The sequence below is a fragment of the Novosphingobium sp. HR1a genome, from assembly GCF_015594425.1.
Classification (GTDB): Bacteria; Pseudomonadota; Alphaproteobacteria; order Sphingomonadales; family Sphingomonadaceae; genus Novosphingobium; species Novosphingobium resinovorum_A.
The window spans coordinates 52,952-78,967 of record NZ_JABXWS010000023.1; the positions used below are offsets into that span (position 1 = coordinate 52,952).

Annotated in this window: 21 protein-coding genes; 12 read left to right on the forward strand and 9 right to left on the reverse strand. The window is 66.9% G+C overall.

Annotated elements, in window-relative coordinates; translation table 11 throughout:
* Positions 1–263 precede the first annotated feature (263 nt).
* The gene (locus HWN72_RS03955) at positions 264–1,637 is read left to right on the forward strand and encodes a RimK family alpha-L-glutamate ligase (protein WP_211149914.1); all 1,374 of its coding nucleotides are present in this window, start codon (positions 264–266) and stop codon (positions 1,635–1,637) included.
* Positions 1,634–2,422: a sulfite exporter TauE/SafE family protein gene (locus HWN72_RS03960; protein ID WP_036522392.1), complete on the forward strand. Its 789-nt coding sequence runs from the start codon at positions 1,634–1,636 to the stop codon at positions 2,420–2,422. Before HWN72_RS03955 ends, HWN72_RS03960 begins: the two co-directional genes overlap by 4 nt.
* A 3-nt stretch (positions 2,423–2,425) precedes the next feature.
* On the opposite strand, the gene HWN72_RS03965 is transcribed toward HWN72_RS03960, so the two are convergent.
* Positions 2,426–3,487 (reverse strand): acyltransferase, encoded by a 1,062-nt coding sequence (locus HWN72_RS03965; protein ID WP_211149915.1) that lies wholly within the window; start codon positions 3,485–3,487, stop codon positions 2,426–2,428.
* 175 nt (positions 3,488–3,662) lie between these two features.
* A complete protein-coding gene (locus HWN72_RS03970; protein WP_211149916.1) occupies positions 3,663–5,417 on the reverse strand; it encodes an acyl-CoA dehydrogenase in 1,755 nt (584 codons plus the stop codon).
* Positions 5,418–5,554: 137 nt separating this feature from the next.
* On the opposite strand from HWN72_RS03970, the gene HWN72_RS03975 reads away from it, so the two are divergent.
* On the forward strand, positions 5,555–6,130 hold the full coding sequence (locus tag HWN72_RS03975) for a TetR/AcrR family transcriptional regulator (protein ID WP_211149917.1): 576 nt from the start codon (positions 5,555–5,557) through the stop codon (positions 6,128–6,130).
* On the opposite strand, the gene HWN72_RS03980 is transcribed toward HWN72_RS03975, so the two are convergent.
* Genes HWN72_RS03980 through HWN72_RS04000 form a run of 5 tightly spaced genes read right to left on the reverse strand, consistent with a single transcriptional unit; the run spans position 6,112 to position 10,904 of the window.
* Positions 6,112–6,984 (reverse strand): acyl-CoA thioesterase II, encoded by an 873-nt coding sequence (locus tag HWN72_RS03980; protein WP_211149918.1) that lies wholly within the window; start codon positions 6,982–6,984, stop codon positions 6,112–6,114. The two genes, HWN72_RS03975 and HWN72_RS03980, sit on opposite strands and share 19 nt — an antisense overlap.
* A complete protein-coding gene (locus tag HWN72_RS03985) occupies positions 6,977–7,396 on the reverse strand; it encodes a MerR family DNA-binding transcriptional regulator (RefSeq protein ID WP_008832270.1) in 420 nt (139 codons plus the stop codon). Before HWN72_RS03985 ends, HWN72_RS03980 begins: the two co-directional genes overlap by 8 nt.
* Positions 7,393–9,111 carry a long-chain fatty acid--CoA ligase gene (locus tag HWN72_RS03990; protein ID WP_008832269.1) on the reverse strand — a complete coding sequence of 573 codons (1,719 nt, stop codon included), beginning with the start codon at positions 9,109–9,111 and terminating at the stop codon, positions 7,393–7,395. The genes HWN72_RS03985 and HWN72_RS03990 overlap by 4 nt, the downstream gene beginning before the upstream one ends.
* A complete protein-coding gene (locus HWN72_RS03995) occupies positions 9,111–10,409 on the reverse strand; it encodes an OmpP1/FadL family transporter (RefSeq protein ID WP_008832268.1) in 1,299 nt (432 codons plus the stop codon). Before HWN72_RS03995 ends, HWN72_RS03990 begins: the two co-directional genes overlap by 1 nt.
* 54 nt (positions 10,410–10,463) lie before the next feature.
* On the reverse strand, positions 10,464–10,904 hold the full coding sequence (locus tag HWN72_RS04000) for a DUF2147 domain-containing protein (RefSeq protein ID WP_211149919.1): 441 nt from the start codon (positions 10,902–10,904) through the stop codon (positions 10,464–10,466).
* A gap of 219 nt (positions 10,905–11,123) precedes the next feature.
* Here HWN72_RS04000 and HWN72_RS04005 point away from each other — a divergent pair, with 219 nt between their 5' ends.
* Genes HWN72_RS04005 through HWN72_RS04015 form a run of 3 tightly spaced genes read left to right on the forward strand, consistent with a single transcriptional unit; the run spans position 11,124 to position 16,413 of the window.
* On the forward strand, positions 11,124–12,260 hold the full coding sequence (locus HWN72_RS04005; protein ID WP_008832266.1) for a thiolase family protein: 1,137 nt from the start codon (positions 11,124–11,126) through the stop codon (positions 12,258–12,260).
* Entirely contained in the window at positions 12,257–14,581 is a 2,325-nt protein-coding gene (locus HWN72_RS04010) for a 3-hydroxyacyl-CoA dehydrogenase/enoyl-CoA hydratase family protein (protein WP_211149920.1), read from the forward strand. Before HWN72_RS04005 ends, HWN72_RS04010 begins: the two co-directional genes overlap by 4 nt.
* 41 nt (positions 14,582–14,622) lie before the next feature.
* Positions 14,623–16,413, forward strand: a complete 1,791-nt coding sequence (locus HWN72_RS04015) for an acyl-CoA dehydrogenase C-terminal domain-containing protein (protein WP_211149921.1) — start codon at positions 14,623–14,625, stop codon at positions 16,411–16,413.
* 195 nt (positions 16,414–16,608) lie between these two features.
* Here HWN72_RS04015 and HWN72_RS04020 read toward each other — a convergent pair whose 3' ends face one another.
* Positions 16,609–17,658 (reverse strand): Glu/Leu/Phe/Val dehydrogenase dimerization domain-containing protein, encoded by a 1,050-nt coding sequence (locus HWN72_RS04020; RefSeq protein WP_008832263.1) that lies wholly within the window; start codon positions 17,656–17,658, stop codon positions 16,609–16,611.
* 135 nt (positions 17,659–17,793) lie between these two features.
* On the opposite strand from HWN72_RS04020, the gene HWN72_RS04025 reads away from it, so the two are divergent.
* The 6 genes from HWN72_RS04025 to HWN72_RS04050 all read left to right on the forward strand — a co-directional run bounded on the left by HWN72_RS04025 (position 17,794) and on the right by HWN72_RS04050 (position 24,921).
* Complete coding sequence (locus tag HWN72_RS04025; RefSeq protein ID WP_036522468.1) at positions 17,794–18,255, forward strand: Lrp/AsnC family transcriptional regulator; 462 nt, start codon at positions 17,794–17,796, stop codon at positions 18,253–18,255.
* 144 nt (positions 18,256–18,399) lie between these two features.
* On the forward strand, positions 18,400–19,722 hold the full coding sequence (locus HWN72_RS04030) for an MFS transporter (protein ID WP_211149922.1): 1,323 nt from the start codon (positions 18,400–18,402) through the stop codon (positions 19,720–19,722).
* Between the two features lie 321 nt (positions 19,723–20,043).
* Positions 20,044–20,682 carry an aldehyde dehydrogenase iron-sulfur subunit PaoA gene (gene paoA / locus HWN72_RS04035; protein ID WP_211149923.1) on the forward strand — a complete coding sequence of 213 codons (639 nt, stop codon included), beginning with the start codon at positions 20,044–20,046 and terminating at the stop codon, positions 20,680–20,682.
* Positions 20,679–21,629: a xanthine dehydrogenase family protein subunit M gene (locus HWN72_RS04040; RefSeq protein WP_211149924.1), complete on the forward strand. Its 951-nt coding sequence runs from the start codon at positions 20,679–20,681 to the stop codon at positions 21,627–21,629. The genes paoA and HWN72_RS04040 overlap by 4 nt, the downstream gene beginning before the upstream one ends.
* The gene (paoC, locus tag HWN72_RS04045) at positions 21,626–23,821 is read left to right on the forward strand and encodes an aldehyde oxidoreductase molybdenum-binding subunit PaoC (protein WP_211149925.1); all 2,196 of its coding nucleotides are present in this window, start codon (positions 21,626–21,628) and stop codon (positions 23,819–23,821) included. The genes HWN72_RS04040 and paoC overlap by 4 nt, the downstream gene beginning before the upstream one ends.
* 194 nt (positions 23,822–24,015) lie before the next feature.
* Positions 24,016–24,921: a LysR family transcriptional regulator gene (locus HWN72_RS04050; RefSeq protein ID WP_211149926.1), complete on the forward strand. Its 906-nt coding sequence runs from the start codon at positions 24,016–24,018 to the stop codon at positions 24,919–24,921.
* A 102-nt stretch (positions 24,922–25,023) separates the two neighbouring features.
* On the opposite strand, the gene HWN72_RS04055 is transcribed toward HWN72_RS04050, so the two are convergent.
* Positions 25,024–26,010, reverse strand: coding sequence for an aldo/keto reductase (locus HWN72_RS04055; protein ID WP_211149927.1), 987 nt, complete (start codon positions 26,008–26,010; stop codon positions 25,024–25,026).
* Between the last annotated feature and the right edge of the window lie 6 nt (positions 26,011–26,016).

Genomic DNA, 26,016 nt, shown 5'->3' on the forward strand with positions numbered 1-26,016 from the left:
GCATCGACCGACATGAAGAACCCGGAACCCCCTTGCGCGAGGAAGTTACGCCAATCTCCTAAACAAAAGGTGGATGGGCCGTAAACCATGCTTGCCGCTGCTGCTTTTTCGGCAAGGTCGGGTGAGGATCGAGGCGCGGCGCTGCCATGGATTTGCAACCAAGACGGCCCAATGCCATTCTGTGACCTGACACCCGGCCGAACGCACGCGCGAAGGCCATCTGCAACTTTCGCATTACCGCCAAAACCGGGGAGCATATCGCATTGCGCGGCTGGATTCTCTTTCAGCATCAACTCGACCCGTCGATTCCCGAGGTGCCAGAAGTCTTCCGTTTCCAGGAGGCTGCAGGCGCGCTCGGCATCGAACTGCACGTCCTCCAGCCCCACAGCTTCGAACTGGTCGTCGGCACCGTCGGCGACTGGGCGATCAAGTATCAGGGGCGCGAGATCGAGAAGCCCGACTTCGTCATCTGCCGCACCGGCGCGGAGACGGATTACTTCACGTTGGCCCTGCTGCGCCACTTCGAGCGGCGCGGGGTGCGGCTGGTCAACGGCCCGGCGACGATCGAGACGGTGTCCGACAAGCTGCACACCCTGCAGACGCTGAACCGTGCAGGGTTGCCGATCCCGCGCACGATGCTGGGCACGTTCCCCATCGACGTCGATCTCGTCGAGCGGGAACTGGGCTTTCCAGTCATCGTCAAGACGCTCAAGGGTACGCGCGGCGCGGGGGTCCTCAAGTGCGAAGATCGCAGCCAGTTCGAGGATCTGGCGGGCCTGCTCGAAAGCGCCGAGGCCAAGGCGGACTTCATCCTGCAGCACTACGTGCGCGCCAGCCACGGGCGCGACGTGCGCGTGCTGGTGGTCGGCGGGCGGGTGATCGCGGCGATGGAGCGCCGCTCGCTGACCGGCGGGTTCAAGTCCAACGTCTCGCTCGGCGGGGTGGGCGTCGCCTACAACCCGCCGCAGGAGATGGCGGAACTGGCAGTGCAGGCGGCCGACGTTCTGGAACTCGACATCACCGGCATCGACATCCTGTTCGACGAGGACGGCTACCGCATCTGCGAGGCCAACTCCGCCCCCGGCTTTCAGGGGCTGGAGCGAGCGACGGGGCTCGACGTGCCGACGGCGATCCTCGAATGGGTGATCTCCACGCAGGCCGCCGTGCAGGAAAGCAAGCCTGCCCCGGCCGAGAGCACTGCGCTGGCCGACATGATCTTCGGCGGCCGCACCGGCCTGCGCGCGCTCAGCGACCGCAACGCCGAGTTCCGGCCTTTCGCCAGCGCGGTGGGCCTGCGCATGGTGGCGGCGGGGATCGGCTGCCTCGTCCATGGCTCGTTCCCGCAGCCGCTGGTGGATCGCCGCAGTCCGACCGGGATCGGCCTTCGCTCCCTCTTCGAAGGGCGCGCCAAGGTGGACCTGACGGGACTCAATGACCGGGCGCACGAACGCACGCTGATGGTGGTGCTCGCGGTCGCGATCTGGGCGGCGGTCATGCCGTGGCTCGCCGGGGCCGAAGCGGTGGTGAGCGGGGTGCTCTCCGTCCTCGCGCTCATCTTCCCGGTGCTGTTCCTGCTGACTTCCCCGGCCGGACGGTTCGGAGCCGGTTCCGCGCGCCGACGCAGGAACAACGGATGATCGACTTTTCCGCGATTCCCTGGGCGGCGCTGGCGCCGTTCATCGTCGCCGGGTTCCTGGCGCAGCTGGTGGACAGCGCGGTCGGCATGGGCTTCGGGGTGATCGGCAACTCGCTGCTGATCCTGCTCGGCCTGCCACCCGCCGCCGCGTCATCGGTGACGCATGCGGTCGAGAGCTTCACCAGCGGCGTCTCCGGCGCGGCCCATGCTCTGCAGCGCAACGTCGACTGGATGCTTTTTGCGCGCCTCGTCATTCCGGGCATCGCCGGGGGGCTGACAGGCGTGTGGGCGCTCTCGCACCTCAGCCTCTCGATCCTGCGGCCGGTCCTGCTCGTCTATCTGGCGGCGGTCGGCATCTACCTGATCTGGCGCGGAGCGCGGCGGGCGCAGGCCTATCGCCGGATGCGCGCGGTGGGGCCGCTGGGCTTCGTCGCCGGGTTCCTCGATTCCTTCGGCGGAGCTTGGGGGCCGGTCACGACGGGCAGCCTGATCGCGCAGGGGATGACCCCGCGCGTGGCGGTGGGCACCGTCAACGCCGCCGAGTTCTTCGTGACGGTGACGGTGCTGTCGGCCTTCATCGGCACGCTGGGCCTGCAGTCGTTCTCGATCGCGGCGTCGGGCCTGCTGATCGGCGGGATCGTCGCTGCGCCGATCGGGGCGCTGGTGACGCGGCGTGCATCCTCGCGCGATCTGACGCAGTGGATCGGCGGGGTGATGATCGCGCTGAGCCTGTGGGGTCTGATCTCGCTCGTCTTCGCGCCGATCCCGCTGTTCTCGCGGATGTGAGGGTCAGGCGCGCTTCAGTCGTCCCCCGCTGAGCGTCTCCGCCAGACCCGGCGCGACCATGAGCAGTCCCTTGGCGATGGCCACCACCGCGCCGAGGATCAGGAACGGCTGGCCGATCAGGTAGACCGGATAGAGCGGCGAGCCGAGCTTTCCGGTCAGCTTGCCGACGACCGGCCCCAGCAGCCAGATCAGGATCAGGTGCGCGCAGAAATAGAAGAACATGTACGGTTCGATCCGGCGCAGTAGCGGCGCGGCGCGAGTGGCGACGAGGCGCCATGCCAACCACCACACCGCCAGCGATGCGGCAACGCGCGCGGCAAGGTCCACCGCCGCCGTCGAGGAATCGTCGAACGGCCGGGCATCGCCGATCGAGACGTAGAGATGCAGCGGCATCAGCACCACGAAGGGTGCTAGCGCGACGATGGCGGGCCATGCGGCCACGCGCTCGGCGAGGTTGGCACGGCGGGCGATGATGCCGATGGTGAAGAACATCAGGATCGAGGCGCGCAGGATCACCGGCGGGCCGATGCCCAGTACGTGGCAGGTTCCCGCCGCCAGCGCGAGCAGAGCCAGCGCCTTCGACGGCAACCGCACCAGCAGCGGGGCCAGCACCATGCACAGGAACAGGTCGCGCAGGAACGGCATCTGCACGTTGATGTCGGGCGGGCGGGTGACGATGAACAGTTCCTCGACCAGCCAGCGCACCGATTGCGGCATAGGCGCGGCGAGCCCGAACTGCCATGCCGCGCCCGATACCAGCAGCACCGCCAGAGCGTTCCACAGCACCATCGGCAGCAGGATCGTGCGCGCCTTGCGGGCGACGTGCGGTCCCCAGTGACGGGTGCGCGAGGAGCCCGCGACCAGCCAGCCGGAGATCAGTCCCAGCAGCGGCACCGCGCTGCGGCCGAACCCTTCCATCAGGACCCAGCGCAAGGTCTCCTGCGGCGTCCCGCGCGCCAGATCGAGTTCGTAGCCGGAGAGTCCCGTCCAGGCGTGGACGTAGACGATGCCCGCGATGCAGATGACGCGCGCGACGCGGATCGCATCGGAGCGCCGGCTTTGCATGTCGCTATTCGGTTCAGCCAAGCCGTGTCCCGCCCATTATCATCCATGCTCCGTATGTGCTTTTGTCATCATAAAGCCTGCGAGGCGCAGTGGTTGCCTCGCGCAGACGATGCCAAGCCTATGCGTCACGCCGGGCGGGCGGCGGGACGAGCGGAGAGGGGCAGGGAAAAGGCTTTCAGAACAGCGCTTCGTCAGGCGCCATGACCGTGGCGGGACCGGCGGCGATGCGGGCCGCGTGCAGACCTGCGCGGGGCAGCACGTAGCTCGCGTAGTAGGCGGCGAGGGCGGCGTAGGTGTCGCGGCTGCGCGCATCCTCCAGCGCCGGGGCGGCGGCGAGGATGCGGACCCACATCCAGCCCAGCGACACCAGCGCGAAGAGGTTGAGGTACTCCGTAGCCGCCGCGCCGAGGGCATCGGCATCACCCGATGCGGCCGCGATGGTGGCGCTGGCTTCCTCCAGCATGGCGAGGGCGGCGCGCATCTGCACGGCGAGGTCGCTCGCGTCGCTTTTGTCGATGTCGGCCGCGATTCCGTCGAGGTAGGCGCGCAAGGGGGCGCCGCCGTTCAGCGTGACCTTGCGCGAGACGAGGTCCATGGCCTGTACGCCGTTGGTGCCCTCGTAGATCTGGGTGATGCGTGCGTCGCGGACGAACTGCTCCATCCCGGCTTCGTGGATGTAGCCGTGGCCGCCGAACACCTGCTGCGCCAGCACCGTCGTCTCGAAGCCGAAGTCGGTGAAGGCGGCCTTCACCACCGGCGTCAGAAGGGCGACGTCGGCGGAGGCCGCATCGCGCGTCGCGGCGTCCGGGTGGCGGTCGGCGATGTCCATGCGGATCGCGGTCCATGCGGCGAGGACACGCGCGGGCTCCACGAAGGCGCGGCAGGCGAGCAGCATCTTGCGCACGTCGGCATGGGCGATGATCGGCACGGGGCCGGGGCGGCCGTCAGCGGCGCGGCCCTGCAGGCGCTCGCGGGCATAGGCGACCGCGTTTTGCGTCGCCGCATCGGCAAGGCCGAGCCCCTGGATGCCGACGAACAGGCGCTCGGCATTCATCATCGTGAACATCGCGTTGAGCCCGCGTCCGGCCTCGCCGACCAGCCAGCCGGTCGCGCCGTCGTAGTTCATGACGCAAGTGGGCTGGGCGTGGATGCCCATCTTGTGTTCGAGCGCGCCGACCGACATCGCATTGCGCTCGTCGAAGGCGCCGCTGGCTCCGGGCAGGAACTTGGGGACGAGCAGCAGGCTGATGCCCTTCACTCCGGCCGGAGCATCGGGCAGGCGGGCGAGGACGAGGTGGACGATGTTGTTGCCGAAATCCTGGTCGCCCGAGGATATGAAGATCTTGGTTCCGGTCACCGCATAGCTGCCGTCGCCGCGTGGCTCGGCGCGGGTGCGCAGCAGGCCGAGGTCGGTGCCCGCCGAAGCCTCGGTCAGCGCCATCGCGCCGCACCACTCGCCGGTCACGAGCTTGCCGAGGTACGTGGCCTTGAGTTCTTCCGAGCCGTGTGCGGCAAGCGCTTCCGCCGCGCCCCGGGTAAGGCCGGGGAACAGGCCGAAGGACAAGTTGGCGGCGGACACCATCTCGTCGAGCATGATCTGCACGGTGCGCGGCAGGCCCTGTCCGCCGAACTCGGGATCGCCTGCGAGGCCGGGCCAGCCCGCTTCGACGAATTCCGCATAAGCCTCCGCGAAGCCCGGTGCGGTGACGACGTTACCGTCGACCAGCTTCGTGCCCGCCGCGTCGCCCGGCAGGTTCAGCGGGGCTAGGCGTTCGGTGCACATGCGACCGGCCATCGTCAGGACTTCGCCTGCAAGCTCGCTCGTCACTTCCTCCAGTCCCGGCAGCGCGGCCATCTGCGCGTCGAAATCGAGCACGTGCTCCAGCAGGAAACGCATCGTCGCGACGGGGGGCTGGTAGGTCGAGGGCATGGTCGTCTCCACAGGGGCTTGCGTGCTTGCGCTACTTTCCATTTCACTGTACCAAACGATCGTTACAATCAAGGCGATGTTGCCATGATCCTTGAATTTCCTTGCCGATCGGTCGGCCGCGCGCCAACGCAGGCCGAATGAACGCACGCCATCCCGACAAGTCGAACCCGTCGCGCGAGGACGAGGTCGTGACCGCCGCCGCTGCCCTCTTCGCCGAGCGGGGCTATGCCGCGACCAGCATTCGCGACATCGGCGAGCGGGTGGGCCTGCTGGGCGGCTCGCTCTACCACTACATCAAGAGCAAGGACGCGCTTTTCGTGCGCATCCACGATGCGGCGCTGCAGGCGGCGGAAGACCGCATCCGCGCGGCGATCGAAGGGGTGGAGGAGCCCGCTGCGCGGCTGGCCAGGGCGTGCCGGGTGCTGCTGGCGATCCAGCTCGACCCGGCCTCGCTGACGATGCCGCTGATGAACGACTTTCGCGCGGTGCCCGACTCCGTGCGCGTGCAACTGGTCGCGCGGCGCGATGCGTTCGAGCTACTGTTCGCGGACCTCGTAGATGCCCTGCCGCCGCAGCCGGGGCGCGACCCGGCGATCTATCGCATCCTGCTGCTCGCCACGCTCAATTCGGCGAGCGAGTGGTATCGGCCGGGGCGCCTCACCCTCGATGAAGTCGCCGACCAGATCCTCGGGGTCTACGCGGTCGGTTCCTGAGCGGGGACGGCGCGGCAGAGTCCTTCCTGCGCCACGCTGGCGACTAGCGTTCCCGCGCGGTCGTAGAGGGCACCGCGCGCAAAGCCCCTCGCGTGGCCGGCCCAGGGGCTGTCCATCGCGTAGAGCAGCCAGTCGTCCACCGGCGGAGTGGAATGGAACCACACCGCATGGTCGAGGCTGGCGACCTGCATGCCGGGCGAGAAAATGGCCTTCGAATGGGGCAGGATCGCCGTGGAAACGAGTGCGAAGTCGCTGGCGTAAGTCAGCACGACGCGCCTGAGCACTTCGTCGCTGTCGATCGGCGCGGCCAGCCTGAACCACAAGAACTGGTGAGGGGTATCCGAGCCCTGCACGGCGGGCGGGCCGGGCCGGATCTCGAAAGCGGCAAGGCGGTCGAGCATGGCCTGCGGGAATTTCTGGCCCGTCGCCGCGAGTGCCGTGACGAGGTCCGGGCACTGCTCGGGCGAGGGCACTTGCGGCATGGCGGCGGCGTGGGCGAAGCCGTCCTCGCGCCGATGGAACGAGGCCGCCAGGTTGAGGATCGGCTTGCCGCCCTGCATCGCCACGACGCGACGGTTGGCGAAGCTGCCGCCGTCGAAGTCGCGCAGCACGCGGTAGATGATCGGCCGCGTCGTATCCCCGGCGCGCAGGAAATAGGCGTGGAGCGAGTGCGCCTGCCGATCGCTGCCCGCCAGATCCCGTGCGGCGGCCGCCAGCGCCTGCGCCACCACGAGCCCGCCGAACACGCGGCCGGGCCGTTCCTCGGAGGCGCCGCCACGGAACAGGTCGGTGTCGATCTCCTCGACTTCGAGGAGAGCGCGCAGTTCGGCGACGGCAGCAGCAGGGTCAGTCATCGACGGGCCTTAGCGGGGAGCCTTCGAGCCACGCAAGGGCCTGCCGCTCGATCGAGAGCAGTTCCTCCAGTGTCTGGTCGATCGCCCGCTTCTGCTTGCGCAAGTCGGCGATACGCTCGCCGACCTTGGACTTGAGGGCGCGGACCTGTTCGTGATGCTCGGGATCGACGTCGTAGAGATCGAGGAACTCCTTGATCTCCCGGATCGAGAAACCGAGCCGCTTGCCGCGCAGGATCAGTTGCATCCGCCCGACCTCGCGCCGCGAATAGATGCGGGTGGTGCCGACCCTCTGCGGCGCGATCAGGCCCTTGTCCTCATAGAAGCGCAAGGTGCGCATCGTCACGCCGAGCAGGGTTGCGGCTTCCTGGATGCCCAGAAGTTGCGGCGGTTCGGGAGCGGGCGCGGCGCTCAAGCTGTGGTTCCGCCCGAGCCTTGGCCAGAGTTTTGGCCCTCACGCTTGGCAGCTTCTTCCGCGACGAGGTCTTTTTTGGACAGCTTGCCTACCATGGTCTTGGGGAGCGAATCCCGGAACTCGATCGAGGCGGGCATCTCGATCTTGTTCAGCCGTTCACGCAGGAAGTCCAGCAATGTCTCCTGATCCAGGATGTCCCCCCCGTGCAGCACTACGAATGCCTTGGGAGCCTGCCCGCGATAGGCATCGGGGATGCCGATCACGACCGCCTCGGCGACCATCGGATGCTCGTAAAGCGCTTCCTCGATGATGCGCGGATAGACATTATAGCCCCCGCAGAGGATCACGTCCTTGATCCGGTCGACGAGGAACAGATAGCCGTCCTCATCCAGATAGCCGATATCGCCGGTGCGCAGGGCACCGTAGATGAAGGTCTTCTCGGTGTCCTCGGGACGGCCCCAGTAGCCCTGCATGATCTGCGGGCCGCGCGCGCAGACTTCGCCCTTTTCGCCGGGCGCGCAAAGGCGGGTGGGGTCGGAGGGATCGCGGATTTCCAGCGCGGTGCCGGGGAAGGCGGGGCCGCAGGCGTTGTCCTTGACCAGCCCTTCGAGCGGGTTGCAGGCGATGATCGGGCTTGCTTCGGAGAGGCCGTAGCCCTCGACGACGTTCACCCCGGTCTTCTCCTCGAACTCGCGGCGGACCTCCAGCGGCAGCGGCGCGCCGCCGGAGATGCAGACGCGTACGTTGTCGAACTCGCCGTGAAGCTGTTGGTGGTTGAGCGCGGTGTAGAGCGTCGGCACCCCGAAGAACTGCGTCGGCTTCGTGCGCTTGGCGGTGGCGAGGAAGGACTTCATCTCGAAACGGGGGAGCAGTATCATTTCCGCCGCCGTGTCGACCGAGTAGTTCAGCACCGTCGTCAGCGCGAAGACGTGGAACAGTGGCAGGACGCCCAGGGTGCGCTCCTGATGCTCGGGCATGTGGCCGACATGCGCGATCATCTGCGCCGAATTGGCGGCGAGGTTCGCATGGCTGAGCATCGCGCCCTTGGGGACGCCGGTGGTGCCGCCGGTGTACTGCAGCACGGCGAGATCGTTGGGATGGCGTTCGACCGGGTCCGGCTCGGCATCGCGGGCGATCAGGTTCGCCCAGCGGGCATAGCGCAAGTCGTGCGGCTCATGCGCGATGTCGTGGCGCTTGAAGAGCAGGAAGGCGCGGCGCTTGATCGCGGGCAGGGCGTCGGCGAAGGGGCAGACGACCACGCGCTTGAGGCAGGTCTTACCCACCAGCGGCTCCAGCTTGGGCAGGCAGAGCGCGAGATCGGTGGCGATCATCACCTCGCAGCCGGAGTCGGTGACCTGATGCGCCATCTCGCGCTCGGTGTAGAGCGGGTTGAAGTTCACCACGACAGCGCCAATCCGCAGCACCGCGAAGTAAGCGACCACGTAGTAGGGCGTATTGGGCAGGCACAGGCCGACACGGGTGCCCTTGGTGACACCAAGGTCCTGCAGGCCGCGGGCGGCTCGCTTCGCAAGCGCGCCGATTTCCGAATATGTCCACTTGCGGCCCATGAAGTCGACCGCCGGCCATGGCCCGTGGGCGTCCACGGCATGGTCGAGCAGGTCGGTCAGAAGACGCGGCGCGATCGGCGGCATCTCGTCCGTCGTTGAGGAGGCAGTGGCGGGAGCGACCCCGCCGATCGTCGCCGCGTCGATCATTAGAAGTGCATCCTTGCGCCGAGGGAGAAGACAAGAGCGGAAGCGTCCTTCAGCTCGCCGTTGGTGATCACCGGCGTCTGCACCGCCGTGCCCGCATAGGCAGCGGTGATGCGGTCGATCGGCGCATCCTTGAAGGTGATGTACGAGGCCGCCGCGTCGATGGTGAAGGCCGGGCTCGGCGAATAGCTGGTGCCTGCCGAGAAGTTCCAGCGGTTGCTGTCCGGCACGCGCGCGTCGCGGTTACCGTCCTGCGTCGGGGTGATGCCGCGCTGGAAGCCGGTGCGCAGGACCCACTGCGGGTTGACCTGATAATCGGCGCCGATCGCCCAGGTCCAGCTGTTGCGGTAGTTCTCGGGGATCGACTGGTTGATCGGCGCGCCGATGTCGATGGTGTCGAACTCGCTCCAGCCCATGCGCACGACCTGCGCGTTGAGGGTCAGGCTCTTGCTCATCTGCGCGCGGGCGCTGCCGATGAACATCCACGGTGTGCTGAACGAAGCCTTGGCGTCGATCGTACCGTTCTGCGCTGCGAGCGGACCGGCCAGCCCTTCGAGCGTCACCGTGCCATCCAGCTTGTGCTTGATCGAGGACTTGTAGGCAAAGCCCAGCGAGACCGGGCCGTCATGGTACTGCACACCGGCCGACCAGCCCACATCCCAGCCGTTGCCCTTGAGCGTCTGGTGCCCGTCCGCGAGCAGCGGCGACAGGTTGGGGAGGTAGTTGCCCAGCGTCGCATCGACGTACTCGATGTTCGCCGCGCCGCCGATGTAGAGGCCCTTGGCCAGTTCCACCGCGATCGAGGGCTGGATGTCGTAAGTGCGCAGCTTGGTCTTGTCGGCGCTGTAGCGCGCCCAGCTGTCGGCGTCGTAGTCGGTGGTGAACGAATAGGGTGCCGTCAGCGACAGGCCCACCGCCACGCGGCCAAACCCATAGGCGATCGCTCCCGAAGGCAGGTAGCCGTTATCGATCGGGTTCTTCGCCACCGGATTGCCGCCGACCGAGGCCGGGGCCTGCAGCGGCCGCACGATCACGGTGCCGTTGTCCACGACCTTGCCGCGCGGCAGGATCGCGCTGGCGCGCACGGATGCCTCGCCGCCCTGCATGCCCGCGATCGAAGCCGGGTTCCACCAGAGGGAATCGACGCCGGTATCAGCCGCCTCGCCCGAGAAGGCGCGGCCCTGTCCGCGGACGGACTGCTCCTGAAGGTAGAACGCCTGCGCGCTCGCCGATCCGCTCCACGCGAAGGCGACGACGCTGGCCGCGCTCGCAAGGAAGATGCGGTTGTACTTGGTATGCATTCGGTACTCTCCCTAGGTAATTGCTTTTTGGCAGCTACTTAACTGCCGTGCGGGCTACTTGATCCGCGTCCATGTCTGGGTTTTGCATAGCGGCCAGACGATGCAGCCCTTGAGCTTGAGGGTGTCCGCGCCCGCCGGGGTGATCGTGGCCTTGTAGGTGCCGCCGTCTTCCGGGTTGTAGATCGTCCCGCCCGACCAGGCGTTGCCGTCTTGCTTGAAGCCGCCGAGGATCTGAAGTCCCTTGAGGCGGCGGTCGCGCTTGGACGCGTCCTTGTTGTTGATGTCCTTGAGTTCCGGGTTCTTCAGGATGTTCTCGGAAGACACCAGCTTGCCGCAGATCGAACCGCCGCAGCGTTCGATCTCGACCACGCCATGCTTGGCAGGCGTGCGCCACGAGCCGGCCAGCGCGCCCGCATCCGCCGCCAGCACCGGCGATGCGGTGACGATGGCGGCGCTGGAACCCAACGCCAGCGTTGTCAGTTTAAGGAAGTGCATTTGCGACCTCTCCATCTCTCTCGCCCGGATTTCTAAGCTGGAACCGTGCCCCTGACTTCGCAGGTGACGACCGATCCCGACCGGATGGACTCGGCATATCCCAAAATTTGCTTGACGTATAGGGAAAGATTCGCACCTTAAGGGAAGACGTTCGGGAGAACGAGGATCGCTATGGATTCGGCACTCAAGCCGGCCGGGTCCGCCCATGGAGAGGAATGCATGCAAAGCGTCGTGATCGCGGGCTACGCCCGTTCGCCGTTTCACCTGGCCAACAAGGGCGCACTCGCCCGCGTCCGCCCCGACGACCTCGCCGCGCAGGTGATCCGGGGGCTGATTTCCAAGACCGGCGTGGAGCCCGCCGATATCGAGGACATTATCGTCGGTTGTGCTTTTCCCGAGGGAGAGCAGGGGCTTAACGTCGCGCGCCTGATCGGTCAGATTGCGGGACTGCCGCAGTCGGTCGGCGGGATGACGGTGAACCGTTTCTGCGGCTCCTCGATGAGCGCGATTCACATCGCCATGGGTCAGATCGCCGTAGGGGCTGGCGAGGTGTTCATCTGCGCCGGTATCGAATCGATGAGCCGGGTGCCGATGAGCGGCTTCAATCCGCTGCCGAACCCGGCGCTGGCCAAGTCGACCGCCGCTTACATCGGCATGGGCGAGACGGCCGAAAACGTCGCCACCCAGTATCAGATTTCGCGCGGCGAACAGGAAGCGCTCGCCGTCGAGAGCCAGAAGAAGGCCGCCGCCGCGCGCGAAGCCGGCAAGCTGGCCGACGAGATTGTCCCCATCGAAACCAAGGGCGGCACCGTCAGCGAAGATGGTACGATCCGTCCCGAAACCACCGCCGAAGCTCTTGCTGGCCTCAAGCCCGCGTTCGATGCCAACGGTTCGGTGACGGCGGGCACGTCCTCGCCGCTGACCGACGGCGCCAGCGCGGTGCTGGTGACCACCGAGGAATACGCGCGCGCCCACGGCTTGCCGATCCTCGCCCGCATCAAGTCGGTCGCGATCTCCGGCTGCGCACCCGAGACGATGGGCCTCGGCCCGATCCTCTCGAGCCAGAAGGCGCTGGAGCGCGCGGGGATTTCCGCCAGTGACCTCGACGTCGTGGAACTCAACGAAGCCTTTGCGTCCCAGGCACTTGCCTGCATCAAGGACCTGAACCTCGACACCGCCAAGGTGAACATCGACGGCGGCGCCATCGCCATCGGCCACCCGCTTGGCGCGACCGGTGCGCGCATCGTCGGCAAGGCGGCATCGCTGCTCAAGCGCGAGGGCGGCAAGTACGCGCTCGCCAGCCAGTGCATCGGCGGCGGTCAGGGTATCGCCACCGTTCTGGAGGCGGTGGAATGAGCGGCACCATCAAGAAAGTCTGCGTCATCGGCGCGGGCACTATGGGTGCCGGGATCGCCGCGCAGGTCGCCAACGCGGGCGTGCCGGTGCTGCTGCTCGACATCGTCCCGAAGGATGGCGCGAACCGCAATGCCGTGGCCGAAGGCGCGGTGGCGAAGATGCTCAAGACCGAGCCCGCGCCGTTCATGAGCAAGGCCGCCGCCAAGCTCGTCGAGACCGGCAACATCGAGGATCACCTTGAAAAGATTGCCGAATGCGACTGGGTGATCGAGGCCGTCATCGAGCGTCTCGACATCAAGCAGGGCCTTTATGCCAGGCTTGAGGCGGTGAAGCGCGAGGGGACGGCGGTGTCGTCCAACACCTCGACGATCCCGCTGGCGCAGCTGGTCGATGGCCGTTCCGAGGCGTTCAGGCGCGACTTCCTCATCACCCACTTCTTCAACCCGCCGCGCTACATGCGGCTGCTGGAGATCGTGACCGGGCCGGATACCGATGCCGGTGTCGCCGCCAAGGTCGAGCAATTCGCTGACGTGGCGATGGGCAAGACGGTGGTGAAGGCCAAGGACACGCCGGGATTTATTGCCAATCGCATAGGCACTTACTGGATTCAGCTGGGCCTCAACGCGGCCTTCGACCAAGGCTTGAGCGTCGAACTGGCCGATGCCGTCGCGGGTAAGCCCATGGGCGTGCCCAAGACCGGGATTTTCGGCCTCGTCGATCTCGTCGGAATCGACCTGATGCCGCATTTGCAGGCCAGCCTGACCTCGACGCTGCCCAAGGACGACCCCTACCACGCCATCGCGCGCAGCCATCCGCTTATCGAAAAGATGATCGCCGACGGCTATACCGGACGCAAGGGAAAGGGCGGATTCTACCGCCTTAACAAGGAGATGGGCCGCCGCAAGGAGACCATCGACCTTGCGACCGGCGAATACCGCGAGACCATCCGCGCCGCCGGTCCCTTGGGCAAGGCGGGCCGCGGCGACCTGCGCGCGCTGGTCGAGACCAAGGGGCCGATCGGCGAGTACGCCTGGGCGGTTCTGGGCGGGACGCTGGCTTATGCGGCCTCGCTGGTTCCCTCAGCGGCGGACGATGTGGTTGCGATCGACGATGCGATGAAGCTCGGCTACAACTGGAAGGCCGGGCCGTTCGAGATGATCGACAAGCTGGGCGCCGCCTGGCTGGCACAGCGCCTTGAATCCGAAGGAAAACCGGTCCCTGAAATCTTGAAGGTCGCGGGCGACAGGCCGTTCTATCGCATCGAAAACGGGGTGCGACAGGCACTGGCACTCAACGGCACCTACGGGGACATTAAACGCCCCCAAGGCGTCATCAGCCTCGCCGACGTGAAGCTGGCAGGCAAACCGCTGCTTAAGAATGCGTCCGCCGCGCTGTGGGACATCGGCGACGGTGTCACCGCCCTCGAATTCACCGGCAAGATGAACGCGCTCGACGGCGAGGTCATGAAGCTGATCGTCGAGGCGATCCCGCTGGTGGCTTCGAAGTACAAGGCCCTGGTTGTCTACACCGACGCCGACAACTTCTCGGCGGGGGCCAACCTCGGCCTCGCGATCTTCGCGGTGAATATCGCCGCGTGGAGCGAGATCGAGAAGCTCGTCGCCGGTGGGCAGATGGCGTACAAGGGCCTCAAGTACGCGCCGTTCCCGGTGGTCGGCGCGCCGGCGGGCATGGCGCTGGGCGGCGGGTGCGAGATCCTGCTCCACTGCGACGCGATCCAGGCCCATGCCGAGCTGTACATGGGCCTCGTCGAATGCGGTGTCGGCCTTGTCCCGGGCTGGGGCGGCAATGGCGAACTGCTCGACCGCTGGCAGAGCAATCCGATGATGCCCAAGGGGCCGATGCCCGCTGTCGCCAAGGTGTTCGAGACGGTGTCCACCGCCTCGGTATCGAAGTCGGCCGCGCAGGCGAAGGAGATGCTGTTCCTGCGCGCGGACGATGCGATCACCATGAACCGCGACCGCCTGCTCTACGACGCCAAGCAGAAGGCACTGTCGCTGGTCGATGGCTACAAGCCGCGCGAGGCCCCGCACTTCCGTCTGCCCGGCGAGAGTGGCCGCACCGCGCTGTCGATGGCGGCCGAGGGCTTCCGCAAGCAGGGCAAGGCCACCGACTACGACATGGTCGTCTCCGACGCGCTGGCGACGGTGCTGACCGGCGGCGAGGCCGATCTGGTCGATGTGGTGAGCGAACAGGAACTGCTCAAGCTGGAGCGCGAGGCGTTCATGCGGCTGGTGCGCAGCCCGCGTTCGATCGCCCGGGTGGAGCACATGCTCGAAACCGGCAAGCCGCTGCGCAATTAAGATAACAGGGCGGCCACCGCGCCGCCCGAGGAGAGTGACACATGCAAGTCTATGAGGCGCCCCTGCGCGACATGCGGTTCGTGATCCACGAACTCCATCAGGACGACGGCTTCGGCAATCTGGAGGCGCTGGAGGAATTCAGCCCCGACCTCGTCGACGCCGTGCTCGAAGAGGCGGCCAAAGTGGCGCAGGAAGTTCTGCTGCCGCTCAACCGCTCGGGCGACATCGAGGGCTGCGTGCTGGAAAACGGCGTGGTCCGCACCCCCAAGGGCTTCAAGGAAGCCTACGAGATGTTCCGCGACGGCGGCTGGTGCGCGCTCGCGTCCGATCCCGAGTGGGGCGGGCAGGGCCTGCCCGAGGCGGTGAACAAGATGACCGAGGAGATGATCTGCTCGGCCAACCTCTCGTTCAGCCTCTACCCCGGCCTGACGCACGGCGGCACCACTGCGATCGAGGCTTACGCCAGCGAGGATCTGAAGCAGTTCTACCTGCCGAAGATGGTCTCGGGCGAATGGTCGGGCACGATGTGCCTTACCGAGCCGCACTGCGGCACCGACCTTGGAATGCTGCGCACGAAAGCCGTGCCGCAGGAGGATGGGTCCTACAAGCTGACCGGCGCCAAGATCTTCATCTCGGCGGGCGAGCATGACCTGACGCCCAACATCGTCCACCTCGTCCTCGCGCGGCTGCCCGATGCGGCAGAGGGCGTGAAGGGGATCAGTCTGTTCCTCGTGCCCAAGTACCTGCCGAAGGACGACGGCACCCCCGGTCCGTCGAACGGGGTCTCGGTCGCGGCGATCGAGCACAAGATGGGGCTCAAGGCCTCGGCCACCTGCCAGCTCAACTTCGACGAGAGCACCGGCTGGATCGTCGGCAAGCCGGGCAAGGGCATGGAGGCCATGTTCAAGATGATGAACACCGAGCGCGTCTCGGTGGGCGTGCAGGGCCTTGGCGTCGGCGAGGCGGCCTATCAGTCGGCGGTCTACTACGCGAAGGACCGCCTGCAGGGCCGATCGCTCTCAGGCGTCAAGAACCCGAACGGCCCGGCCGATCCGATCATCGTCCACCCCGACGTGCGCCGCATGCTGATGACGATGCGCGCCTACAACGAAGGCTGCCGTGCGCTGGGCGGCTGGGTCAGCCGCGCGCTCGATGCCGAGAAGCACGCCACCGACCCGGCGGTGAAGCAGAACGCCGAGGACTTCATCGCGCTGATGACCCCGGTGGTGAAGGCGCTGTTCACCGACCTCGGCCACGAAAGCGCCAATCTGGCGGTGCAGGTCTATGGCGGTCACGGCTACATCGCCGAGAGCGGCGTGGAGCAGTACGCCCGCGATGCGCGCATCGCGATGATCTACGAGGGCACCAACGGCATCCAGGCGCTCGATCTGGTGGGCCGCAAGATGCCCGCGCACATGGGGCGCTATCTGCGCAGCTTCTTCCATCCGGTGTCGGCTTTCGTCGAGGCGAACAAGGCGGACGCGCAGTTCGGTCCGATGATCGCCGCGCTGGAGAAGGCGTTCGGTGCGCTGCAGCTTTCCACCGGCACCATCGCGCAGAAGGGCATGAAGGATCCCGAGGAAGCAGGCGCTGCGGCGACTGATTACCTGCGGCTGATGGGGCTGGTGGCGATGGCCTACTGCTTCGCGAAGTCGGCGATGATCGCGCGGGACAGGCTGGGCGAAGGCAGCGAGGACGCGGGCTTTTACAAGGCGAAGCTGGCGACGGCGCAGTTCTACTTCGACCGCATCCTGCCGCAGACGACGGCAGCGTTCCTGGCGATCAAGGCGGGCAAGGCCTCGATGATGGCGCTGGAAGACGCGGCGTTCTGATGGGGGAGGGGTGGGGGTTGCCCACCCCCTCGTTCTAAAATCCGTCATCCCCGCGAAGGCGGGGACCCATCTGATGCCGGTGCAACAGGCTCTGTCATCAGTTGGGTTCCCGCCTTCGCGGGAATGAAGACGTGTAAACGAGAGTGACCTCTCATTCCCCTCCCGCTTGCGGGAGGGGGCAGGGGTGGGCCTCTATTAAGCCGCCACCGTCTCCGGCCGCATCAGTTCCTCGGCCATGCGATCGGCCACGACCGGCGGCGGCAGACCGTCGCTGGCGGCGGTGTCCAGCAGTTCGCGCATGCGCGGACCGATCGCCATGACCCGGCCGCGCACTTCGCTTTCGCTCTCGCCGAGGTATTCGGCCGCGACGTTGATGATGCCACCCGCGTTGGCGACGTAGTCCGGGGCATAGGCAATGCCGCGCTCCATCAGCAGGTCCGCGACATGCGGCGCGGCAAGCTGGTTGTTGGCCGCACCGCACACGACCTTTGCGTGCAATGCCTCGACCGTCGCGTCATCTAGCGCACCGCCCAGCGCGCAGGGCGCGAAGACTTCGGCCTCCACGGCGGCGATGCCCGCGATCCCCATGATCCGCGCGCCGGTTTCCTCGGCGAGACGCGCGCAGCGCAGCGGGTCGATGTCGGCAACCACCAGCTTCGCGCCCGCGCCGTGGAGCAGCCGCGCCAGCCCCGCGCCGACATTGCCGACGCCGGAGATCGCCACCGTCACGCCCGCAAGGCCGCTTCCGTAGCGGAACTCGACCGCCGCCTTCATCGCCTCGAACACGCCGAGCGCCGTCCAGGGCGAGGGATCGCCGCCGGCCAGACCCGGCAGCGCGGTGCGTCCGGCGACATGGCGGGTATGGCGGGCCACGCACTCCATGTCGGCGACGCCGGTGCCGACGTCCTCGGCGGTGACGTAGCGGCCATCGAGCTTCTCGACCGCCTCGCCGAATGCCTCGAACAACGCGCGGCGGTCGAAGTCACCGGCGGGGCGGCGTAGCACGGCCTTGCCGCCGCCGAGCGGCAGGTGGGCCATGGCGTTCTTGTAGCTCATGCCCTCGGCCAGCCGGAAGGCGTCGCGCATGGCGGCTTCGGGGTCGTCGTATGTCCACAGGCGGCAGCCGCCCGCCGCAGGCCCGCGCGCGGTGGAGTGAATGGCGATAATGCCGTCAAGACCGGCGGCTTCGTCGGACAGGCGGACATATTCGATCGGCGGCATCATGCGCCGGGTCTGGGCAACCATCGTCAAGGCTCCATGCGGGAGTGGTGTTAGCCCCTGCATTATGCCGCTGCGGGCGAGAGCGTTCTGACCTCATTTGGAGTGCTTTACGGAAAATTCGACGCGACGAAGTCGGGTGTGCCGTGATATTCGGTGAAAATGACCGAGCTTGATCCATATGAGCGAAAAATTCTCCGCGAACTGCAGCGCGACGCGAATCAGACCACGGCGCAGATCGCCGAGCGGGTGGGCCTGTCCCCCTCGCCCTGCTGGCGGCGGATCGACCGGCTGGAGCGCGAGGGCTTCATCCAGCGCCGCGTGGCGATCGTCGACCGGCACAAGGTGGGCCTCAACGCGCATGTCTTCGTGCAGGTGAAGCTGAACGCCCACGGCCGCGCCAACCTCGACGAATTCGCCGCCAAGATCCGCGAATATCCAGAGGTTCTGGACTGCTACGTGCTGCTGGGCTCGGTCGATTTCATGATCCGGGTGGTCGCCGAGGACATCAGCGCCTATGAGCGCTTCTTCTTCGAGAAGCTGTCCCAGCTTCCCGGCGTTCAGGAAATTACCTCGACGGTCGCGCTGTCGGAGATCAAGGCGACGACGGCGTTGCCGATCTGATGGGGCTTCGACAAATTGTGCCTGACCCTTCGACAGGCTCAGGGTGAGCGGGGGTAGTGTAAATTCCCAATTCCGCTCAGGCTGAGCTTGGCGAAGCCCCCTCGGTACAACCTGCCAGCGGTTCTGGATGATGAAAGGTTTTGGATGTCGCACCCCCTCACGATCGAACCCACCCCCGAAGCGCCGCAACTGACGGACAGGATGCGCCTCAAGGCCATCGTCGCGGGCTCTGCGGGCAATCTGATCGAGTGGTACGACTTCTACGTCTACGCCTTCACCGCGCTCTATTTCTCCTCGGAGTTCTTCCCCAAGAGCGACGCGCTGGTGCAGGTCATGGCGACCAGCGGCATCTTCGCGGTGGGCTTCCTGATGCGGCCGATCGGCGGATGGTTCTTCGGGCGCTATGCCGACCGGCACGGGCGGCAGAAGGCGATGGTCGTCTCGGTGCTGATGATGGGTGCGGGGGCGCTGCTGATTGCTGCGCTGCCGACATACACGACGATCGGCGTCGCGGCCCCGGCGCTGCTGCTGGTGGGACGCATGCTGCAGGGCTTCTCGACCGGCGGGCAGTACGGCACGGCGGCTACGTATCTCTCCGAGATCGCCGGGCCGAAGCGACGCGGGTTCTGGTCCTCGTTCCAGTACGTCACGCTGATCGGCGGGCAGCTGACCGCGACGCTGGTGATCCTGGTGCTGCAGCAGCTCTTGGGCGACGCCGGGATGAAGGCCTGGGGCTGGCGCATCGGCTTCCTGATCGGGGCCGTCGCCGCCGGATGCATCGTGCTGCTGCGCGACCACATGCACGAAACCGCCGACGCCAAGGACCGCGAGGGCGCCGAGGCTGGAAGCCTTGCGGAACTATTCCGCCACTCGACCCGCGCCTTCCTGATCGTTGCGGCGCTGACGGCGGGCGGCAGCCTGATGTTCTATTCCTTCACCACCTATATGCAGAAGTTCCTCGTCCTGACGGTAGGCATGGCCAAGGAGACGGCGACGCTGATGATGACGGCGGTGCTGATCGTGTTCATGATCCAGCAGCCGCTGATGGGCCTGCTCTCCGACCGGATCGGGCGGCGCAACAACATCGTCGCCTTCGCCGCGCTGGGCGTGGTGTTCACGGTGCCGCTGTTCAGCGCGCTGGCGGTGACGAAAAGCCCCGTCACCGCGTTCCTGCTGATCGCGGCGGGGCTGACGATCTGCAGTTTCTACACCTCCGTCAGCGGGCTGTTCAAGGCGGAGCTGTTCCCCGTCCATGTCCGCGCGCTGGGTGTGGGCCTTGCCTACGGCGTCGCCAACGCGCTGTTCGGCGGCACGGCGGAGAACGTGGCCTTCGCCTTCAAGCAGATCGGGATGGAGCAGGGCTTCTACTGGTACGTCACCGCGTTCTGCGTGGTGTCGCTGGTGGCGGCGCTGATGCTGCCCGACACCCGCCGCGAAAATCCGCTGGACCGCGTGGCCACGGCCTAGAGCCTGCATCGTCGTTGCGAGCGAAGCGAAGCAATCGAGGGCAGTCTTGCGCCGCTCTGGATTGCTTCGCTGCGCTCGCAATGACGAGAAGAGATGTAATCCAACATCGACATGCGGGACGGTACTATATCCTGCCGTGTATAGTTATGCTGTGCACAGTGATGAACATTACTCAACATCGCATGCAATCGTGAAGCCGTAGCGCCGGGCAACTTATCCGGGCAGAGTGGGTTGATGATCACATAGGGCGCGCCTTGGGCAAGGAAGGCGTGAACCGGCTGCGGTTTTGCCGTGGTCGTCTCTTAAACGAAAGCATCACCCATGACGGAAGGATACGGAGCGATCTCTCGGCGCGACGTTCTCAAGACCAGTGCGACGGGCGCGGCGATCGCCGGTTCGCTCGGCCCGGGCAACGTGGCGATGGCACAGGCTCAGACCGCCGCGCCGCCGCATGCCGCCGTCAACCTCAAGATCAACGGCAAGGCGACCCGGCTGGAGCTGGACACCCGCACCACGCTGCTCGATGCCCTGCGCGAGCATGTGAAGCTGACCGGCACCAAGAAGGGCTGCGACCACGGCCAGTGCGGCGCCTGCACGGTCATCGTCAACGGCCGCCGCATCAACTCGTGCCTGACCCTGGCGGTGATGCACGAGGGCGACGAGGTGACCACCATCGAAGGCCTCGGCAGCCCCGACAACCTGCACCCGATGCAGGCCGCCTTCGTCGAGCATGACGGCTACCAGTGCGGCTACTGCACCCCGGGCCAGATCTGCTCGGCCGTCGCGGTACTGGAGGAAATCCGCGCCGGCGTGCCCAGCCACGTCACGGCCGACGTCTCCAAACCCTCGCCGATGACGACGACCGAGATGCGCGAGCGCATGAGCGGCAACATCTGCCGCTGCGGCGCTTACTCCAACATTGCCGAAGCCATGGCTCAGGTCGCAGGAGTGAAGGCATGAGGCCGTTCACCTATGAGCGCGCCACGAGCGCGCAGGATGCGGCTGCGAAAGTCGCCGCGACGCCGGGCGCGCGCTTCATCGCGGGTGGCACCAACCTGCTCGACCTGATGAAGCTGGAGATCGAGACGCCGACGCACCTGATCGACGTCAACGGCCTCGGCATGGACAAGATCGAACCGATAGAAGGCGGAGGCCTGCGCATCGGTGCGCTGGTCCGCAACACCGACCTCGCCGCCGACGCGCGCGTGCGCAAGGACTACGGCGTGCTCACCCGCGCGCTCGTTGCGGGCGCTTCGGGCCAGCTGCGCAACAAGGCGACGACGGCGGGCAACCTGCTCCAGCGCACCCGCTGCCCGTATTTCTACGACGTCAACATGCCCTGCAACAAGCGCAAGCCCGGCTCGGGCTGCGCGGCGATCGGCGGTTTCAGTCGTCCGCTCGGCGTGATCGGCACCAGCGACGCCTGTATCGCCACGCATCCCAGCGACATGGCGGTGGCGATGCGCGTGCTCGATGCCTCGGTCGAGACGATCCGCCCCGACGGCACCACCCGCGCCATCCCCATCGCCGACTTCCACACGCTGCCGGGCCAGACCCCGCACGTCGAAACCGCGCTGGAGAAGGGCGAGATGATCATTTCCGTCGCGCTCCCCAAGCCCAAGGGCGGTACGCATATCTATCGCAAGGTTCGCGACCGTGCCTCTTACGCCTTCGCGCTCGTCTCCGTCGCGGCGGTGATCGGCAAGGACGGGAAGGGCGCCGTCGCCCTCGGCGGCGTCGCGCCGAAGCCGTGGCGTGTCGAGGAAGCCGACGCCCTGCTGCCCAAGGGCTCGAAGGCCGTCGCCGAGCGCCTCTTCGCCGGAGCCACCCCGCGCGAGGACAATGCATTCAAGCTGACCCTCGCCCAGCGCACCATCGCGGCGGTTCTTGCGGAGGCAAAGGCATGAAGTTCGACCAACCCGCAGGGACCAACCCGATCGACCGCATGAAGGTCGTCGGCAAGCCCACCACGCGCATCGACGGCCCGCTCAAGGTCACCGGCCACGCGCCTTACGCCTACGAGCATCAGGAACTGCCGGGGAAACCGGCTTACGGCTACGTCGTCGGCTCGGCGGTGGCGAAGGGCACGATCCGCTCGATGGACACCTCCCGCGCCGAACGCGCGCCGGGGGTGGTCGCCGTGGTCACGCACCGCAACGCGGGCAAGATCGCTAAGGGCAACTTCAACACCGCGATGCTGCTCGGCGGCCCGAAGATCCAGCACTACCACCAGGCCATCGCCGTGGTCGTCGCCGAAACCTTCGAGCAGGCCCGCTCCGCCGCCGCGCTGATCGACGTCGATTATGCGCGTGACGGCGGCGCCTTCGACCTCGCCGTGGCCAAGGTCGATGCGCCCGATGCCACCGGTTCGGACGCGCCGACCGCCGTGGGCGACTTCGCGGGAGCCTTCGCCGCCGCGCCGGTGCAGCTCGACCAGATGTACACCACGCCCGACCAGAGCCACGCGATGATGGAGCCGCATGCCACCATTGCCGCGTGGGAGGGCGACAAGCTCACGGTCTGGAGCGCCAACCAAATGGTCGCGTGGGGTGCGGGCGACCTTGCCCGCACGCTGCAGATTCCCCCTGAGAACGTGCGCCTGATCGCGCCCTATATCGGCGGCGGCTTCGGCGGTAAGCTGTTCCTGCGTTCGGACGTGCTGATGGCATCGCTCGGCGCGAAGGCGGCCAAGCGTCCGGTCAAGGTCGCGCTGACGCGTCCGTTCATGGGCAACAACACCACGCACCGGCCCGCGACGATCCAGCGCATCCGCCTCGGCGCGACGAAGGACGGCAAGCTGACCGCCATCGGTCACGAAAGCTGGTCGGGCGATCTCGAAGGCGGCGGCCCGGAAAGCGCCACGCAGCAGACCAAGCTGCTCTACGCGGGCGCCAACCGCATGACCGCGCTGCGTCTCGCCGTTCTCGACCTGCCCGAAGCCAACGCCATGCGCGCGCCGGGCGAGGCACCGGGCCTGATGGCCCTGGAAATCGCCGTCGACGAACTGGCCGAGAAGCTGGGCATGGACCCGGTGAAACTGCGCGTCATCAACGATACCCAGGTCGATCCCGAGAAACCCGAGCGCCCGTTCTCGCAGCGCAATCTCGTGCGCTGTCTGGAGGAGGGCGCCGAGCGCTTCGGCTGGGCGCGGCGCAAGGCTCCGGGCCAAGTGCAGGACGGCCGCTGGCTGATCGGCATGGGCGTGGCGGCGGCGTTCCGCAACAACCTCAACATGAAGTCCGGCGCGCGTGTTCGCCTCAGCCCTTCGGGGCAGGTGACGGTCGAGACCGACATGACCGACATCGGCACCGGCACCTACACCATCATGGCGCAGACCGCGGCCGAGATGATGGGCGTGCCGCTCGCCAAGGTAACGGTGAAGCTGGGCGATTCCTCGTTCCCGGTCTCTGCCGGATCGGGCGGGCAGTGGGGGGCGAACTCCTCGACGGCGGGGCTCTATGCCGCCTGCGTCAAGCTGCGCGAGGCGATCGTCACTAAGCTGGGCCTCGGGCCGGGCGAGGCGGTGTTCGAGAACGGACAGGTCCATGTCGGCAACCGCGTCGCGGACATTGCTGCTGCGGCCAAGGGCGGCGAGATCGTGGTGGAAGACTCGATCGAGTTCGGCGATCTAGGCAAGAAGTTCCAGCAGTCCACCTTCGGCGCGCACTTCGTCGAGGTGGCCGTCGATCGCTACACCGGCGAGACGCGCGTGCGGCGCATGCTGGCGGTCTGCGCGGCGGGGCGCATCCTCAACCCCACGGCGGCGCGCAGCCAGGTCATCGGGGCGATGACCATGGGCGTGGGCGGCGCGCTGATGGAGGAACTGGCGGTCGACAAGCGCTTCGGCTTCTTCGTCAACCACGACCTCGCCGGGTACGAAGTGCCGGTCCATGCCGACATTCCGCATCAGGAGGTCGTGTTCCTCGACGAGGCGGACGACAAGGTCTCTCCCATGAAGGCCAAGGGCGTGGGCGAACTGGGCCTGTGCGGCGTCGGCGCGGCGGTGGCGAACGCGATCTACAACGCCACCGGCGTGCGCGTGCGCGATTATCCGATCACGCTGGACAAGCACCTCGACAAGCTGGGCGAAGTGGTCTGAATCCTCCTCCGACGGGGGAGGGGGACCATGCGAAGCATGGTGGAGGGGCACAGGCGGCTAACGTGACCTCTCGTAATCCGAGAGTGCCCCTCCACCACCTTTCAGGTGGTCCCCCTCCCCGCTTGCGGGGAGGAATTGAAGCGGCGCGCTTTGCGGCCTACGCTGGGGTCATCATCTTCAGGACACACCCGTAAATGCCCTTCCGGCGTTCCGATCTTGCCGACCTTTCGTATTTCCTCGCCATCGCGCGGCACCGCAACTTCCGCAAGGCAGCGACCGAACTGGGCGTCAGCGCCTCGGCGCTCAGCCATTCGCTGCGCGGGCTGGAGGAGCGGCTCAAGGTCCGGCTCGTTAACCGCACCAACCGCTCGGTCACGCTGACGGCCGCGGGCGAAGACCTGCAGGCCGCGATCCGCGACCCCTTCGCCGCGATCCACGAAGCCGAGGATCTGCTCAACCTCCACCGCGACGCCCCCACCGGCCGCGTGCGCCTCAACGTCCCGGACGAGGCGGCGATGCGGATGCTGGCGCCGGTGCTGCCCGAATTCGTCACGCGCTACCCCGACGTGGAACTGGATATCAGCGTGGACAACACGATGGTGGACGTGATCGAGGCGGGCTTCGACGCAGGCATCCGCTTCGGCGGCACCGTGCCCGAGGATATGATTGCCCAGCGCCTTTCACCCGATTTCCGCTGGGTGGTGGCAGGCGCGCCCGCCTACTTCGCAAAGCACGGCGAGCCGCAGCATCCCGAGGACCTGATGCACCACCAGTGCATCCGCCTGCGGCTCGGCAATGGGCGTATGTATAACTGGGATTTCGACCGGGGCGAGGAGTCCCTCGCGCTGGCGGTGCCCGGCGGCATCATCGTCGACAACGGCAGCGTCAGCCGCGCATTGGCCCTGAGCGGCATGGGCCTGATGTACGCGGCGGAACCGGCCATCGCTCCGCTGCTGGCCGACGGCTCATTGCGCGCGGTGCTGCAGGAGTGGGCCTCGCCGGGGCCGGGCTACTTCATCTATTATTCCAGCCGGCGCCAAGTGCCGAGGGGCCTTCGCCTGCTGATCGATCTGATCCGCGAGATGAAGCCGCTGGGGTGAGCAGACCCTTCGACAAGCTCAGGGTGAGCGGAATTGGTGTAAACCTTCCAATCCGCTCAGGCTGAGCTTGTCGAAGCCCCATCGGGAAAGACTGCGCCCGCCTCAATAATCCTCGGTGTCGATCGAGGCATTCATGGTCGGCGAGTAGCGGTGACCGCTGACCGTCTGCTGGTTGATGATCTCTCCGGCGCGCGCGATCACCTCCGGCGCGATGTCCAGCGTCATCGTCCCGTGGTTCTGGTCGAAGTGCGCGATCGAACGGGTGCCGGGGATCGCATGCAGGTGCTCGCCCTGCGCCAGTACCCAGGCCAGCGACAGCTGCGCGGGCGTCGCCCCGGCTTCTGCGGCGAGGGCGGCAAGCTGCTCGATCAGCGCGAGGTTGGCCGGCCAGTGCTCTGCCGAGAAGCGCGGCATGCTCAGGCGGATGTCCTTGCCGCCCAGCTGCTCGGGCGCGGTGATCTCGCCGCACAGCGCGCCGCGTCCGACCGGGGAGAACGCGACCAGCGCGATGCCGAGTTCGCGCGTGGTGTCGAGCACGCCCAGCTCGACGTTGCGGGTCCAGAGCGAATATTCGGTCTGCACCGCCGCCATCGGGTGCACTGCATGGGCCTCGCGGATATGGGCGCTCGACCATTCGGAGACGCCGTAGGCCCCGATCTTGCCTGCCTCGATCAGCCGCGCCATCGCGCCGACCGAATCCGCGATAGGCGTGTCGCGGTCGAGCCGGTGCATGTAGAACAGGTCGACATGGTCGGTGCCCAGCCGCTTGAGGCTGGCGTCGATCGAGGCGGCGATGCTCTCCGGGCGGCAGTCGGTGCCGCGACGCTCGCCTTCGAGCACGATGCCGGTCTTGGTGGCGAGGAAGAATTCGTCGCGCCGGTCCATGATCGCCTCGCGCAGGGTCTCCTCGCTGACGCCCATGCCGTAGATATTCGCGGTGTCGAAATGGTCGCAACCGGCGTCCAGGGCATGGCGGAATAGCGAAACCGCATCCGCGCGGTCGGGCGCCTCGCCGTAGGCCCAGGCGATGTTCATGCAGCCGAGGCCGATGGCGGCGACTTCGCGGCCGGCGAGAAGGCGTTTGGTCATGGGGTA

Excerpts from the sequence above, each read along its gene's own strand:
- HWN72_RS03990 (WP_008832269.1), bottom strand. The coding sequence starts at position 9,111 with ATGATCGACGCGGCGACGATCGGCGGGGTCGCTCCCGCCACTGCCTCC.
- HWN72_RS03995 (WP_008832268.1), bottom strand. The coding sequence starts at position 10,409 with ATGCATACCAAGTACAACCGCATCTTCCTTGCGAGCGCGGCCAGCGTC.
- paoC (WP_211149925.1), top strand. The coding sequence starts at position 21,626 with ATGAAGTTCGACCAACCCGCAGGGACCAACCCGATCGACCGCATGAAG.
- HWN72_RS04055 (WP_211149927.1), bottom strand. The coding sequence starts at position 26,010 with ATGACCAAACGCCTTCTCGCCGGCCGCGAAGTCGCCGCCATCGGCCTC.
- HWN72_RS04005 (WP_008832266.1), top strand. The coding sequence starts at position 11,124 with ATGCAAAGCGTCGTGATCGCGGGCTACGCCCGTTCGCCGTTTCACCTG.
- HWN72_RS03970 (WP_211149916.1), bottom strand. The coding sequence starts at position 5,417 with ATGCCCTCGACCTACCAGCCCCCCGTCGCGACGATGCGTTTCCTGCTG.
- HWN72_RS04010 (WP_211149920.1), top strand. The coding sequence starts at position 12,257 with ATGAGCGGCACCATCAAGAAAGTCTGCGTCATCGGCGCGGGCACTATG.
- HWN72_RS03975 (WP_211149917.1), top strand. The coding sequence starts at position 5,555 with ATGAACGCACGCCATCCCGACAAGTCGAACCCGTCGCGCGAGGACGAG.
- HWN72_RS04025 (WP_036522468.1), top strand. The coding sequence starts at position 17,794 with ATGACCGAGCTTGATCCATATGAGCGAAAAATTCTCCGCGAACTGCAG.
- HWN72_RS03965 (WP_211149915.1), bottom strand. The coding sequence starts at position 3,487 with ATGCAAAGCCGGCGCTCCGATGCGATCCGCGTCGCGCGCGTCATCTGC.
- HWN72_RS04030 (WP_211149922.1), top strand. The coding sequence starts at position 18,400 with ATGTCGCACCCCCTCACGATCGAACCCACCCCCGAAGCGCCGCAACTG.
- HWN72_RS04050 (WP_211149926.1), top strand. The coding sequence starts at position 24,016 with ATGCCCTTCCGGCGTTCCGATCTTGCCGACCTTTCGTATTTCCTCGCC.
- paoA (WP_211149923.1), top strand. The coding sequence starts at position 20,044 with ATGACGGAAGGATACGGAGCGATCTCTCGGCGCGACGTTCTCAAGACC.
- HWN72_RS04015 (WP_211149921.1), top strand. The coding sequence starts at position 14,623 with ATGCAAGTCTATGAGGCGCCCCTGCGCGACATGCGGTTCGTGATCCAC.
- HWN72_RS03960 (WP_036522392.1), top strand. The coding sequence starts at position 1,634 with ATGATCGACTTTTCCGCGATTCCCTGGGCGGCGCTGGCGCCGTTCATC.
- HWN72_RS04020 (WP_008832263.1), bottom strand. The coding sequence starts at position 17,658 with ATGGTTGCCCAGACCCGGCGCATGATGCCGCCGATCGAATATGTCCGC.
- HWN72_RS03980 (WP_211149918.1), bottom strand. The coding sequence starts at position 6,984 with ATGACTGACCCTGCTGCTGCCGTCGCCGAACTGCGCGCTCTCCTCGAA.
- HWN72_RS04000 (WP_211149919.1), bottom strand. The coding sequence starts at position 10,904 with ATGCACTTCCTTAAACTGACAACGCTGGCGTTGGGTTCCAGCGCCGCC.
- HWN72_RS04040 (WP_211149924.1), top strand. The coding sequence starts at position 20,679 with ATGAGGCCGTTCACCTATGAGCGCGCCACGAGCGCGCAGGATGCGGCT.